Source organism: Streptomyces cirratus (assembly GCF_014650775.1).
GTDB lineage: Bacteria > Actinomycetota > Actinomycetes > Streptomycetales > Streptomycetaceae > Streptomyces > Streptomyces cirratus.
The window spans coordinates 102,182-115,614 of record NZ_BMVP01000015.1; the positions used below are offsets into that span (position 1 = coordinate 102,182).

At 72.6% G+C, this 13,433-nt stretch carries 10 protein-coding genes and 1 pseudogene; 3 read left to right on the forward strand and 8 right to left on the reverse strand.

All coding sequences use genetic code 11. The features are described 5' to 3' along the window. Positions 1-23: 23 nt before the first annotated feature. From IE207_RS27520 to IE207_RS27535, 5 genes and pseudogenes are all read right to left on the reverse strand, one after another. Positions 24-782 (reverse strand): SDR family oxidoreductase, encoded by a 759-nt coding sequence (locus tag IE207_RS27520; RefSeq protein ID WP_229874043.1) that lies wholly within the window; start codon positions 780-782, stop codon positions 24-26. Further along, positions 775-2,271, reverse strand: coding sequence for a coproporphyrinogen-III oxidase family protein (locus tag IE207_RS27525; protein WP_190187013.1), 1,497 nt, complete (start codon positions 2,269-2,271; stop codon positions 775-777). Before IE207_RS27525 ends, IE207_RS27520 begins: the two co-directional genes overlap by 8 nt. Before the next feature lie 55 nt (positions 2,272-2,326). Then, positions 2,327-6,280, reverse strand: coding sequence for a type I polyketide synthase (locus IE207_RS27530; RefSeq protein WP_190187014.1), 3,954 nt, complete (start codon positions 6,278-6,280; stop codon positions 2,327-2,329). 549 nt (positions 6,281-6,829) lie between these two features. Next, positions 6,830-6,931 (reverse strand): annotated as a pseudogene (locus IE207_RS34355) (HipA family kinase); the annotation flags it as partial. A gap of 126 nt (positions 6,932-7,057) precedes the next feature. Next, positions 7,058-7,696, reverse strand: coding sequence for an isochorismatase family protein (locus IE207_RS27535; protein ID WP_190187015.1), 639 nt, complete (start codon positions 7,694-7,696; stop codon positions 7,058-7,060). A gap of 91 nt (positions 7,697-7,787) precedes the next feature. On the opposite strand from IE207_RS27535, the gene IE207_RS27540 reads away from it, so the two are divergent. Continuing rightward, positions 7,788-8,246: a pyridoxamine 5'-phosphate oxidase family protein gene (locus IE207_RS27540; RefSeq protein ID WP_190187042.1), complete on the forward strand. Its 459-nt coding sequence runs from the start codon at positions 7,788-7,790 to the stop codon at positions 8,244-8,246. A 45-nt stretch (positions 8,247-8,291) separates the two neighbouring features. Here the strand turns inward: IE207_RS27540 and IE207_RS27545 are convergent, their stop codons facing one another. Then, complete coding sequence (locus IE207_RS27545) at positions 8,292-9,191, reverse strand: LysR family transcriptional regulator (protein WP_190187016.1); 900 nt, start codon at positions 9,189-9,191, stop codon at positions 8,292-8,294. A 73-nt stretch (positions 9,192-9,264) separates the two neighbouring features. Between IE207_RS27545 and IE207_RS27550 the strand changes: the two genes are divergently transcribed. Next, positions 9,265-10,236, forward strand: coding sequence for a DMT family transporter (locus tag IE207_RS27550; RefSeq protein WP_190187017.1), 972 nt, complete (start codon positions 9,265-9,267; stop codon positions 10,234-10,236). A gap of 58 nt (positions 10,237-10,294) precedes the next feature. Here the strand turns inward: IE207_RS27550 and IE207_RS27555 are convergent, their stop codons facing one another. Beyond that, entirely contained in the window at positions 10,295-11,626 is a 1,332-nt protein-coding gene (locus IE207_RS27555) for an aminotransferase class I/II-fold pyridoxal phosphate-dependent enzyme (RefSeq protein WP_190187043.1), read from the reverse strand. Between the two features lie 37 nt (positions 11,627-11,663). Between IE207_RS27555 and IE207_RS27560 the strand changes: the two genes are divergently transcribed. Beyond that, complete coding sequence (locus IE207_RS27560; protein ID WP_190187018.1) at positions 11,664-12,398, forward strand: pyridoxamine 5'-phosphate oxidase family protein; 735 nt, start codon at positions 11,664-11,666, stop codon at positions 12,396-12,398. Here the strand turns inward: IE207_RS27560 and IE207_RS27565 are convergent. Further along, positions 12,380-13,342 (reverse strand): DMT family transporter, encoded by a 963-nt coding sequence (locus IE207_RS27565; RefSeq protein WP_229874045.1) that lies wholly within the window; start codon positions 13,340-13,342, stop codon positions 12,380-12,382. The two genes, IE207_RS27560 and IE207_RS27565, sit on opposite strands and share 19 nt — an antisense overlap. Positions 13,343-13,433: the final 91 nt, after the last annotated feature.

Below are 13,433 nucleotides of genomic sequence, written 5' to 3' on the forward strand. Positions count from 1 at the left end.
CCCGCGCACGGCACCCGCACGGCCTACACGACCAGTCCGCCGGAGATCTCGATGGCCTGCCCGGTGATATAGCGAGCCCGGTCGGACGCGAGGAAGCACACCAGGTGTGCCACGTCCTCCGGGGAGCCGAACGCGTGGCCGGGGATCAGGGACTTGAGGAACTCGGCCTTCTCCTCCGGGATCGCCGCCGTCATGTCCGTCTCGATCAGGCCGGGGGCGACGGCGTTGACGGTGACACCCCGGGAGCCGATCTCCTTGGCCAGGGCCTTGGTGAAGCCGATGACCCCGGCCTTCGCCGCCGAGTAGGCCGTCTGGCCGGGGATGCCGTGCAGCCCGGAGGAGGAGGCGATGTTGATGATGGCGCCGCTGCGCTGCTTCACCAGGGGCATCAGCAGGGGCTTGGTGACGGTGTACATGCTGTCGAGGTTGGTACCGATGACCTCGTGCCACTGCTGCGCGCCCATGCGGGCGAACAGGGTGTCACGGGTGACGCCGGCGTTGTTGACGAGGACGTCGAGCCGGTCCAGGTGGCCCAGGGCGGCGGTGGCGAAGCGTTCGGCCTCGGCGGCGTCGGCGACGTGGGCATACAGCGGGACGCAGCGCCGGCCGGGGTGGGCGGCGCGCAGCTCCTCGGCCAGGGCACGGGCCCGTTCCTCTCCGCTGTGGTAGCCGAAGACGACGTCGGCGCCCTGCGCCAGCGCCAGCCGTACCACCGCGGCACCGATGCCCCGCGATCCGCCGGTGATGACGCAGCCGCGCCCCGCCAGGGGGAGGTCATCCACCACTGCCCACCCCGGGCATGGGCAACGGCACGCCTGTCGCGGGCATGGGCAGTGGCACGCCCGTCGCGGGGGCGGGCCGGCGCGACTCCTCCTTCTTTCGCCGTGCGACCTCCTCGCGCAGCTCGCGGTAACGCTCCTCAGCGATCAGGGCGGAGATCATGGGGGCGTAGAACGCGCCGTCCCCGACCAGCCGGATCCGCTCCGGGGTGATCTCCGCGTAGCCCCGCTCGGCCAGGGCGTCCCAGACGGTGGCGAACTTCTCGTAGACGTTGACGCCGAAGGCGGCGCGGTACTGGGTCCGGTCGACCTCCGTGCTGATGAGGCTGCGGAAGAGCAGCATCATCAGCCAGTCGTCGGGGGTGTGCCGAAAGCCCCGCTCGACCGGGAAGCGGCCGTGGTCGATGGCCGCCTTGTACTGGGACAGGCTGCGATGGTTGATGAACGACCAGGAGCGGCCCGACGGGAGCGCGGGGTTGCCGAAGAAGGTGATCGCCGCGTAGCCGAGCCCCAGCGTGTCCATGTGCTCGAAACGGGGGAGGTAGCCCTCGCGGAAATCGCGGGCCGCAGGGTCGCCCGGGCGGCGGAAGTTGTACGTGGAGAGCTGCTGGTAGCCGCGGTCGAGCAGGAAGTCGCGCCCCGCGCGGTACATCTCCAGGTTGGCCAGGGTACTGGGCAGCTCGTGGTAGCGGTTGAGCGCGAAGTCGGTCGGGCCGCCGACGTTCAGCTCGTAGTGGGTGATGTCGTGAACGTCCCAGGAGACCAGTGTCTCCAGGTCCTCCAGCATGTTGTCCACGGTCTGCTGGGGCCAGCCGAAGATGAGGTCGACGTTGGCGGACAGCCCGAGTTCGCGGGCCCATTCCAGGCTCTGGACGACGTGCTTGGTCGTCTGTTTGCGCCCGCTGAGGCTGTTCAGCCGTTCGTTGATCTGCTGGACGCCCATGCTGATCCGGTTCATCCCGGAGTCGCGGACGGCTTCCATCTTCTCCCGCGTGAAGAGCTGGGGAATGCCCTCCAGGGTGAGGTCCGCCTGCTCCGAGATCTCGGGGAAGAGGCGGCGCACCATGTCCATCAGCCGGTGGTAGACCGGGGCCCTGTAGAGGTTCGAGGTGCCCCCGCCGAAGTACGCCCCGGCGAGGACGGAGCCTTCCATCTGCTCCCGGTACATCTCGGCTTCGCGTTCCACGTAGCCGTAGTAGTTCTCCAGGGCGGCGTTGCCCTGGAACTCCTCTACGGGGAACAGGCAGTACCCGCACTTGCCGGGGTCGGTCTTGATGCAGTAGGGGACACCGACGTACAGGAACACCGGGGACTTGCCGACCGCTGCGCGCAGGTGGCGGCGGTCGTCGCCGATCTCTTCGAGTGGCACGGACAGCTCGTTCCAGTACCGCGGCGACGGGAAGCCGTGCTGGATCTTGTTGACCTGGCGCTCGCCGAGGTGGCTGTCGAGGTAGCTGTTGACGAAGTCGGGGCTCAGCACGGTCGCTGGCACTTCCCCTCTTGGTGGGATTCGCCCGGTGGTCTGCCGGGTGTAACGGGAGGCAGGTTCAGGAGTCCGTCAGGGCGGTGGCGGCGCCGGCCGGGTCCGCCAGGATCACCCGTTCGAGGAGGTACCCCGCCAGTTCCTCGACGCTCTGGTATTCCAGTGCCTCCATGGCCTTGAAGCGGAAGTCGAGCTTCTCCTGGATGCGCCGCTGGAGTGCCGTGACGCTCAGGGAGTCAAGGCCGATCTCCAGCAGGGCCAGGGAGGGGTCGAGGTCGTGGCTGTCGAACTCCAGATCGGCCGACATCCGTCCGAGCGTTTCGATGATCTCGTCGGTCAGCCAGGTGATGACCACTTGGCGGCGCTCTTCGGCCGGCAGGGACTCGACGCGCCCCCGCAGTTCCTGCCGTGCGTCTCCGCTCTCGCGGGAGGGGTCGCCGGGGGCCCGTGCGGCCGGGACGGCCGGGACGGCCAAGCTGTCGGTCAGCGAGGCGATGCGCCGGAACTCGACGTCCTCCATGTCCGCGAGGACGTTCCCGGTGTCGTCGAGGACGCGCAGGTCGGCCGTGAACGCTGCTGCGCTGTCGCCCGGCCGCAGCCGGACGTGCCCCCAGATCTGGTCGGAGAGGGGGCCGTGCAGCACCATGCGGCCGACGCGGACCGGGACGTAGGTCCCGCCCCTGGCCGCGCCGTCGTGCGCCGCGGCGGCGGTCAAGTGCAGGCAGCCGTCGAGCATGGTGGCGAACCGGTGCTCGTGGCTCACGCGGGACGCCCCGTCCGGAGCGGCCGTGATCCGGCCCAGTGCCTGGCCGCCTGCCTCGTCGAGCCACAGCTCGCGGACGGTGGAGAAGCTCGCGCCGTACTCCATGCCGTCCTCGCGCAGCCGCCCGTAGAGCCGCCCGGGCGCCAGCTCGGTGGGCATCGCGGCGCGGAGCTCCTCGAGGCGGGTCCCGGAGCGGTCCTGCCGCGCGGCCGGTCCGACCTTTCCCTGGCAGTACCGGGGCGGGGCGTCCCCGTCGGATCCGGCCACGGTGAACCGGAAGTGGCCGTCCGTGGCGGAGCCGTCGTCCTCCAGGTCGACGTGGACGCCGCTGGTCCTAGCGGGGGCCAGGAGGAGAGGCCGGACGAAGCCGACGTCGGTCAGCTCGACCGGCGCGGAGGTGTGGCCGTTGGCCGAGGCGTAGGCCTTGACGGCCAGTTCCAGGTAGCCGGTGGCCGGAAAAACCGTCGACCCGAGGATGCGGTGGTCCGCCCACGGCGTGCCCGGAGGCAGGTCGTGCCGGTGGACGGTCCGGGTGGCGGGCCGCGGCTCGGCCGGGGCCGCCTTCCGGCCGGGAGCCGCTTCCGCCTGCCCGTCGTGGCCGGCGTCCGGCGCGGGCGTCAGCCAGTACCGGTCCTTGCGGAACGGGTACTGCGGGGCCGACGAGGTACGGCGGTGGCGCGGGCCCCGGTAGAGCGCGGGCAGGTCGACGGCGGCCCCCGCCGTGAACAGGGCGCCCACGGTGGCAAGGAGGTTGCGTACGTCGCGCCCGTCGCGCAGCAGGGTGGGGATCACGGTGACGCTGTCGGGGCCGAACGCCTCCGGGACGTGCGCCCGCAGGGCGGGGTGCGGACCGATCTCGACGACCACGGTGCACCCGAGGGCGGCCACCGCACGCATGCCGTCGTGGAACCGGACGGGGCGGCGGGCCTGCCGGCTCCAGTATTCCGGTCCTTCCGCGCCGGTCAGGGCCTCGCCCGTGACGTTGGAGAACACCGGTACGGCCGGAGCGGCCGGGCGCAGGCCCGCGGCCGCCTTGGCCAGCTCGGGCAGGACCGGGTCGATCAGCGGCGAGTGGAAGGCGTGGGAGGTGCGCAGCCGGGCGGTCGGGCTGCGGTAGGTCTCGGCGAGGCGCGCCACCTCGTCCACGGCCTCTGCCCGGCCCGAGACGACCACGGAGCGCGGGCCGTTCACGGCGGCGACGCAGACGTCGGCCTCCCGCCCGGCAACCCAGCCCTGCACGGTCTCCGGGTCCGCGGCGACGGCCAGCATCACGCCGTCGCGCGGCAGTGCGGCCATGAGCCGGCCGCGCAGCGCGGTGAAGCGGGCGGCGTCCTCCAGGGACAGCATGCCGGCCACGCACGCGGCGGCGAGCTCGCCGACGCTGTGCCCGGCCACCGCGTCCGGGACGACTCCCCAGGAACGCAGCTGGGCGGCGAGCGCGTACTCGACGGCGAACAGCGCCGGCTGTGCCAGGAGCGTGTCGTCGAGCGCCTCCGCGGGCTGCTCTTCGAAGAGGATCCGCCGCAGCGGAACGGGCAGTTCGCCGTCGAGTACGTCGGAGCACCGGTCGATGGCGTCGGCGAAGACCGGTTCGCTCTCGTACAGCTCGCGGGCCATGCCCGGGTACTGAACGCCCTGGCCGGTGAAAACGAAGGCGGTCCGGGCGCGCTTGGCCGGATGCCCGCTGGAGACCGACGGCGGTGTCCGGCGGGTCCGCCACAGCCGGAGGTCGCCTGCGATCTCGATGCCGCTCCGCCCGGTCACCGCGAGCCGATGGCGGTGCGCGGCGCGCCCGGCGGCGGCGGTGAAGACGGCCGCGGGCAGGGTCTCCCGGTCGGTCCCGGCGAGGTGCTCCGCCCAGCGGTCGGCCAGGACGTCCAGACTCTCGGGGGACTTGGCGGACAGCACCAGCAGTTCGGCGGGGCGCGGCTGGGGCTTTGGCTGGGGCTGGGGCCGCGGTGCCTCCCGCAGGATCGCGTGGGCGTTGGTGCCGCTGTAGCCGTAGGAGTTGACGGCGGCCAGGCGCGGAGCGTCCCCGCGTGGCCAGGGCACGGACTCGGTGGGGATCTCCACCGTGGCACCGTTCAGATCGATCTTGGGGTTCAGCCGGTCCAAGTGGATGCTGGGGTAGATGGTCTCGTGGTGCAGGGAGAGGGCGGCCTTGACGACGCCGAGGAGTCCGGCGGCGGCTTCGGTGTGCCCGAAGTTGCTCTTCACCGAGCCGACGTACAGCGGCCGGCCCGCGGTGCGGACCCGGCCGTACGCGTTGACGATGGCGCCCATCTCGATGGGGTCGCCGACCGGGGTTCCGGTGCCGTGCGCCTCAACGTAATCGACCTGGGCGGGGTCGATGCCGGTACGGGAGAGCACGGTGCGGATCACCTGCTCCTGGGCCCGGCTGTTGGGGGTGGTCAACGCGGGGGTGCGCCCGTCGTGGTTGATCGCGGTACCGACGATGCTGGCCAGGATCGGGTCGCCCCGCTCTTCGGCGAGCGACTGACGGCGCAGCAGGACGGCCACGCAGCCCTCGCTGCGGACGTAGCCGTCCGCCTGCGCGTCGAACGCCCGGCACTGCCCGCTGGGGGAGAACAGGCCCACCTTGCAGAAAGCGATGTGGACCTCGGGGTTGAGGATCAGATTGACCCCGGCAACGACGGCTGAGTCGCACTCGCCGGTGAGGATGGACTGCCGGGCGAGGTGGAGGGCGACCAGTGACCCGGAGCAGGCGGTGTCGACCGCCAAGCACGGCCCCTTCAGGTCGAGGAAGTGGGCGATGCGGCCGGCGCTGATGCTGATCGCGTCGCTCATCGCGTCGTAGCCCGTGATGCCGTTGAGGCCCATGGCGTCGTGTTTGAGGACGAAGTAGCTGTTGCTGTTCATCAGCGCCAGGAAGACGCCGGTGTTGCTGCCCCTGATCTCGTCGGGATCCTGCCCCGCGTGCTCCAGGGCGTGCCACACGGTCTGCAGGAGCAGGCGCTGCTGAGGGTCCATGCGGACCGCCTCGGCGTCCGGGATCCCGAAGAACGCCGCGTCGAAGCGGTCGACGTCGTCTACGAATCCGCCGTGGCGGACGTAGGTCTTGCCCGGGGCCAGAGGGTCGGGATCGTAGAACTCGTCCACGTCCCACCGGCTGGACGGGAGCTCCTCGATGCAGTCGCGCCCTTCCCGCAGAACCGTCTGCATGTCATCCAGCCCGTGCACTTTACCGGGGAGCGTGCACCCGATCCCGACCAATGCAATGGGCTCAGCATCCATGCGAACTTCTCCTTCAGCGGAGTGGGGGGTGGCGCTGTCGTGCAAAAGCCATCAGCGGCGGAACACCGAACGGATTCAGTGCCGGAAGCTCAAACCTCGAACGAATCGCTCCGGGCACAGGCGCTCACCGAGTTGATCTTCGGCGCACTGACAGGCTAGGTACGGACCAGGAAGGGGACAAGGAGCTCCAGGGAGTGACGCAACGCTCTCGAAGCGCACCAGGGGCGCACGGTGGCGGGCGCGCGCCTCCTCAGCCTGCACGGCGTGCGAGGCGTTCGGCCTCGCCGGGCGTTGCGCTCGGCCAGGATGCGCCGGGAGGCACCACGGACGCCGTCATACGTGGACAGACCGACGGCGGGAGGGGACCCGCCTCGCCGCACCGGACTCCCGGGGAGCGCGTGGGGAGACTTGCCGCCGCACGGGGAGGCCGTGGGGAGTTCGAGCGGCACAAGCAGGAAAGCCCGTGAAAGCGCCTGAAGAAGAATCCGTGCAGGTCAGCACCCTGTGGCCACGGAAAACCGCAGGCCGCGGGGCTGACCACGGGGCCTACATGACGTAGGTCCCGAGATCGTCGGCCTCGACGATCCCCGGCAGCGAGCCGCCCTCACGCAGAGGCGTGACGTAGCGGGTCGCCGTCACTTCTGTAAGCATTTCCCGAGGGTATCCATTCAGCTCAGCCGGTTCCCCGCCCCCTGAGAAGTACCGAGGGCTCCCCCGCCAGCGCAGGCGTCGTGATCGCCGCGACCCACCGGGTTTCCACGGGCCGAAGCCGTTCGGTCATCCGCCGGACGGGGGATGACCGGCCCACTGCTTGAGCAGTGCTTCGGTGGTGGTGATGGCCGCGACGAGGGAGAGGGAGTTGCGCAGCACCGCGTCCGTGTAGGTGGCGGGGACGCCGCAGATGGCGTCCGAGGGGACCACCACCCGGTAGCCGAGGTTCACGGCGTCGAAGACGGTGTTGGGGATGGCGATGTTGGACGAGACCCCGGTCACGACCAGCGTGCGGATGTCGAGGTTGCGCAGCAGCGGGTCGAGGTCGGTGCCGGCCATCGGTGAGAGCCCGTGGAGGCGGCGTACGACGAGGTCCCGCTCGGCCACCTCGATGGGTGCGGCGACCTGGACGGCGCGGCTTCCGGAGAGCTGGCGCACCGGCAGCTTCCCGGCGGCCCGGAAGAGCCGGGCGTTGGTGTTGGCCCCGAGCCCGTCGGGTCTGCGTTCGGCGACCGCGTGCAGCACCTGCACCCCGGCCCGGTGCGCGGCGGCGACCAAGGCGGCGACCCGGCCCAGCATCCCCGACTCCCGTGCTTCCAGAGCCAGTTCGGGCAGCGCGCTCTCGGCCCCGACCACGCCGCTTTGGCATTCGACGGTGAGCAGCGCGGTGGTGGCGGTTTCCGGTGCGGGCGCGAGTTCCGGCATGGCTCCCCCTGGCGTGACGACCGTCGATCCCGCATGATTCCTGACACACAGTCAGATGTGAAGGGGTGCGGGACGCATGGACGGGACGCGTGTGGAGGGAACCCAGCGGCGGGGCCGGCGCATCATGATGACCGACGGGGAAGTGGACGCCTTCCTGCGCGAGCAGCGCACCTGCCGGGTGGCCACGGTCTCCCCCGACGGGCGCCCGCACGTGGGCGCCCTGTGGTTCGCCTGGGACGGCCGGTCGCTGTGGCTGTACTCGATCACGCGCAGCCGCCGCTGGTCGGACCTGCGCGCGGATCCGCGGATCTCGGTGGTCGTGGACGCGGGTGAGGCGTACGACGAACTGCGCGGGGTCGAGCTCTGCGGCAGCGCCGTCTTCGTGGGCGAGGCCCCGCGCACCGGTGAGCCCTGCCCCGAACTCGCGGAGCCGGAGCGCCTGTTCCCGGCCAAGAACTTCGGCATCGCGGAGATGCCGCACGACGGGCGGCACGCCTGGATCAAGCTCACCCCGGACTCGGTCGTCTCCTGGGACTTCCGCAAGCTGTAGGGGCCGCCCTGGTGCTGTGACCGGAAAGGTTTGCCGGCCACAGCACTAGAGACCGAGCGCGGCGGTCCGCAGGGCTTCCACGGCGGCCCGGATCGAGGGCCGCCGGCCGGCGTCCGCCCGCCAGAGCGCGTACACGTGGCGCTGGACCGCGTCCCGGACGGGCAGCAGCCGGACCCCCTCGGGCACCGGTCCGCGCCCGAGCCGGGGCGTCACGCACACCCCGAGGCCGGCTTCCACGAAGGCCAGCTGGGTGTGGTGCTCCTCGGCGATGTGCGCGACCCGGGGCTCGATGCCCATGTCGCGCAGGGTGAACACCAGCCACTCGTGGCAGAACTGGCCCTCGTTCCAGGAGATCCACTCGTCGGCGGCGAACTCCGCGAGGGAGATCTCGCTCCGCCCGGCCAGCCGGTGGCCGGCTGGGACGGCGACGTCGCAGGAATCGTCGAGCAGGTGCATCCGGGTGAGTTCGGCGGGCACCGGCATCCGCTTGTTGTACCAGTCGATGGCCAGCGCCAGGTCGAGGTCACCGCGCACGACGGCCGCCATGGAGTCCTCGGGCGCCTGCTCCCGCACCCTCGGCCGCAGGTCGGGGTGGTCGACCCGCAGGGCGGACAGGGCGGGCGGCAGCAGTCCGCGCATCGCCGTCGGGAAGGCCCCGATGCCCAGCTCCCCGACGGCGCAGCCGCGCTGGGCCTCGACGTCGGCCTGCGCGAGTTCCACCTGGGAGATGATCCGGGCGGCGTGACCGGCGAGCAGCCGCCCCGCGTCGGTGAGCCGGACCCCGCGCCCGTTCTTGACCAGCAGCGGCTGCCCGACCTCGCGCTCCAGCTTGGCCATCTGCTGGGAGACGGCGGAGGTGGTGACGTGCAGGCCGTCCGCGGCGCCGCCGACGGAGCCGTGACGGGCGAGGGCATCGAGGGTGCGCAGGCGCTCCAGGTTCAACATGTAAGCGATGCTACGGCGTCACGGCGAGCAAATCTCGCTTGTTCTAATGCTTCTTGGGCACCAAGGTGAACCCATGAGCGCACCCGCCACCGCCCGTTCCGCCCCGACGGCCACCTCCACCCCGACCTCCGTCGCCACCTCCGCCCGCCGCGGCCGCACCCTCGACTGGCGCGTGCGGTTCGCCGCGCTGTCGGTGATCTGGGGCTTCAGCTTCCTCCTGATCAAGGTGGGCACGGAGGGCTACGCACCCTTCCACGTCGCCCTCGGCCGGGTCCTGTCCGGGGCGCTCGCCCTCCTCGGCGTGCTGCTGGTCCGCCGCGAGCCCCTCCCCCGCGGCCGGCGCACCTGGGCCCATCTGACGGTGAGCGCGCTGCTGCTCAACACCGTGCCGTTCTCGCTGTTCGCCTTCGCCGAGCAGAGCATCCCGTCCAGCCTGGCGGGCATCTGCAACGCCACGTCGCCGCTGTGGGGCATGGTGCTCTCGCTGGTGGCGCTGTCCGAGGACCGCCCGACCCGTCGCCGGTTCGCGGGGCTGGGGCTCGGCTTCCTGGGCGTCTTGACCGTGCTCGGCGCCTGGCAGGGGTTCTCCGGAGTCGACGCCAGGGGCGCCGCCTTCGCGCTGCTCGCCTCGCTCTGCTACCCGATCGGCTGGATCTACGTGCGCCGTACGCTGGCGGGTACGCCCGGCTCGCCGGTGGCGATGACCGCGGCGCAGCTCATGGTCTCGACGCTCCAGCTGCTCCTGGTCAGCGTGCTGTTCACCTCGGCGCCCGCCGGGTTCCCGCTCTGGCCGACCCTGGCGGTGATCACGCTGGGCGCCCTCGGGACGGGCACGGCCCTGCAGATGCAGTACGGCCTGGTGGCGGAGATCGGCCCGACCACCGCGCAGATGGTCACGTACTTCGTCCCGGTCATCGCCACCACGGCGGGCGTTCTCGTCCTCGGCGAGCAGCTGCACTGGAACACCCCGGTCGGCGCGGCCGTCGTCCTGGCGGGCGCCGCCCTCACCCAGGCCCGGCCCTCGTCCGGCACCAAGCCCGCCTGACACCGCACGCGGACGGGCCCTATCCGCGGACCCCGCCGGGGGTCCGCCCCGGCGGTGGTCAGCCGAACCGGCCCCCTCCCACCGGCCTGACCGCCGCGGCCACCGCGTCGGCCAGGCCCGGCAGTTCGGCGGGCGCGAGCTGGGACACCGTCACCCGCACCCCCGGGCCGCTCTCCACCCGGAACCGCGCACCCGGCGCCACGGCCCACCCGGCGCCCATCAGCCGGGTCACCGTCCCCGTCTCGTCGGCGACGGGCACCCACACGTTCATCCCGCTGCGCCCCTGAGCCCGCACCCCGCGCTCCGCGAGCGCCGCGACCAGCCCGTCCCGCCGTTCACCGTAGGACCGGGCCACCGCCGCCGGATCCACCGCGCCCGACGTCCACAGCTCCACCACCGCGTACTGGAGCAGCCGGCTCACCCAGCCCGGCCCCAGCCGCTGCCTGCCGCGCACCCGGTCCGTGGTCACCGCGTCGCCGGTCAGCGCGGCGAGCCGCAGGTCCGGCCCGTACGCCTTCGCCGTCGAGCGGACCAGCGCCCAGTGCCGGGTCACTCCGCCCAGGCAGTTGAGCGGCAGGTCCACGATGCCGTGGCCGTGATCGTCCTCCACGACCAGCACCTCGGGGTGCCGGGCCAGCAGTTCTCGCAGCTCCGCCGCCCGGGCCGCGCTCACCGCCGCGCCCGTCGGGTTCTGCGCCCGGGCCGTCACCACGAGTCCCCGGGCCCCCGCGGCCAGGGCCCGCGCCACCGACTCCGGGCGCGGCCCCTCGTCGTCGACCCGCACCGGGAGCAGGCGCAGGCCCAGGCCGGCCGCCAGGTCAAGCATGCTGCCCCAGCCCGGGTCCTCCACCGCCACCGCGTCCCCCGGCCGCAGATGCGCGGCCAGCACCCGCTCGACGCCGTCCAGCGCGCCGGAGGTCACCGCCATCGCTCCGGGCGGCACCCCGTCCGCGTCGAAGCCGGCCTTGGCGAGGCGGCCCAGCTCCGGCGCCACCGGGTCGTCCCCGTACAGGGTCGGCGCCTTCGCGTACCGGTCGGCCGCGGCGGCGAGTGCCCCGTCCAGTGGGGGCAGCAGCGACACGTCGGGGTTGCCCGACGCGGCGTCCCGTACGCCTTCCGGAACGACCGCGCGCAGCTCGTCGCGGGGCGCGGTCGCGGGCCGGGCCCGTACGCGACTGCCGCGCCGCCCGTCCGTTTCGATGACCCCGCGCTCGCGCAGCGTCCGGTACGCGGCGGCGACGGTGTTGGGGTTGACCCCCAGCAGCCCGGCCAGCTCCCGCATGGGCGGCAGCAGCGCGCCGGGCGCGAGCGCACCCGATCCGACGCCCGCCTCGACGCTGGCCGCGATGTCCGATGCGCGACGCCCTGTAATCCGATACTCTCCTAGCACAAAGAACATTATGCACTAGTACAACGGAGTCCGCACCATGAGCGTCACGCCCGTCACCGAGCCGACCGACCAGCCGAGCGACCCGGCGAGCGACCCGGCGAGCACGGACGCCACACCGACCGGCTCGTACTCGCCCACCTCGCGCACCGTCCCGACCCGCTCCAAGGAGCGGGCGCGCTACGACCGCGAGACGGTCCACTCGATACTCGACCAGGCCTACGTCTGCCACCTCGGCTTCGTCCGCGACGGCGCGCCGGTGGTACTGCCGACGCTCTTCGGCCGCGTGGGCGACCGGCTCTACATCCACGGTTCGACGGGCTCGCGCCCGCTGCTCGCCGCCGGGAAGAGCGACCCCGGCCTGCCCGTGTGCGTGACCGTCACGCACGTCGACGGCCTGGTGCTGGCCCGCTCCGCCTTCCACCACTCCCTCAACTACCGCTCCGTCGTGGTGCACGGCACGGCCTACCAGGTCACCGACGAGGGCGAGTGCCGCATGGCGCTCGACGCCCTGGTCGACCACGTCGTTCCGGGCCGCTCCGCCGACTCCCGTCCGGCCAACGCCAAGGAACTCGCGGCCACGGCGGTGATCCGCCTGGACCTCGACGAGGTTTCGGCGAAGCTCCGTACCGGAGGCCCGAACGACGACGCCGAGGACCTGGACCTGCCCTACTGGTCGGGCGTGGTCCCGGTCGCCCCGGCGTACGGGACCCCGGTCCCGGCCGCCGACCTGGCCCCCGGCACCGCCGTTCCCGGCTACCTCGCCGCGCTCTGAGCCACCGGGGCGGGCCGGACCTCCACCGGCCCGCCCGCAGGCCGCCGCGCCTCGGCGGCGATCAGCGCACCGACCGCCGTCAGCAGCAGTACGGTGCCCAGCACCACGGCGCCGGTCAGCCGCTCCCCGAGCACCAGGACGGCGATCACCGCGGCGCTCACCGGCTCGATCAGCATGATCACGGACACCGTCGCGGCCCGCACCGCGGCGGCCCCGGTGAAGTACAGGGCGTACGCGAGGGCCGTCGGCACCACTGCGACGTAGACCAGCAGCCACGCCACCCGGGCCGGTTCGGCGGTGTGCGGAAGCAGCCCCTCCAGCACGGCGAGCGGCAGCAGGCACACCGCGCCCACCCCGACCGACCATGCGGTGGTGACGAGCGGGTCGCCACCCTCCCCGCGCTGCCCCAGCCAACGGGCTCGCAGGGTCATCCCGGCGTAGCCCGCCGCCGACAGCAGCGCCCAGCCGACGCCGAGCGGCCGCACCTCACCACCACCGCTGCCCAGCACCAGCACGGCGAGCCCGGCCAGCGCCCCGCCGACGGCGGCGGCTCCGCCCCGGCCGAGCCGCTCACCCGTCCAGTACCGCGCGCCGAGCGCGATCAGCACCGGCCCGGCGCCCAGGGTGACGACGGTGCCGACCGCCAGGCCGGTCTCCCGCACGGCGCCGAAGTACGCGGCCTGGAACACGGTGAACATCAGGCCGGTCCCGATCAGTGACGGGACCGAGGGTCGGGGCGCGGCCGGCGCGGGGCGGCGGCGCACGGCCAGCACCCCGGCCAGGACCAGGAGCCCGCCCGCGCTCCGCCAGAACGACAGGGCGAGCGGGCCGAGGTCACTGGCCAGGAAGAGGAGCGAGGCGGCCGCTCCGGCGGTGCCCCAGGCGGCTCCGGCGATGACGAGGTACAGCAGACTGCGCCCGGCAACGGGCGATTGGTTCGACACAGGTGTCTCCGCGCATGCGTGAAGGATGAGGAAAGCCGGTCATCGCTTCGCGGGCAGCGCGAACCCGCCCGGGTACGTTCCGGGCCGGGAC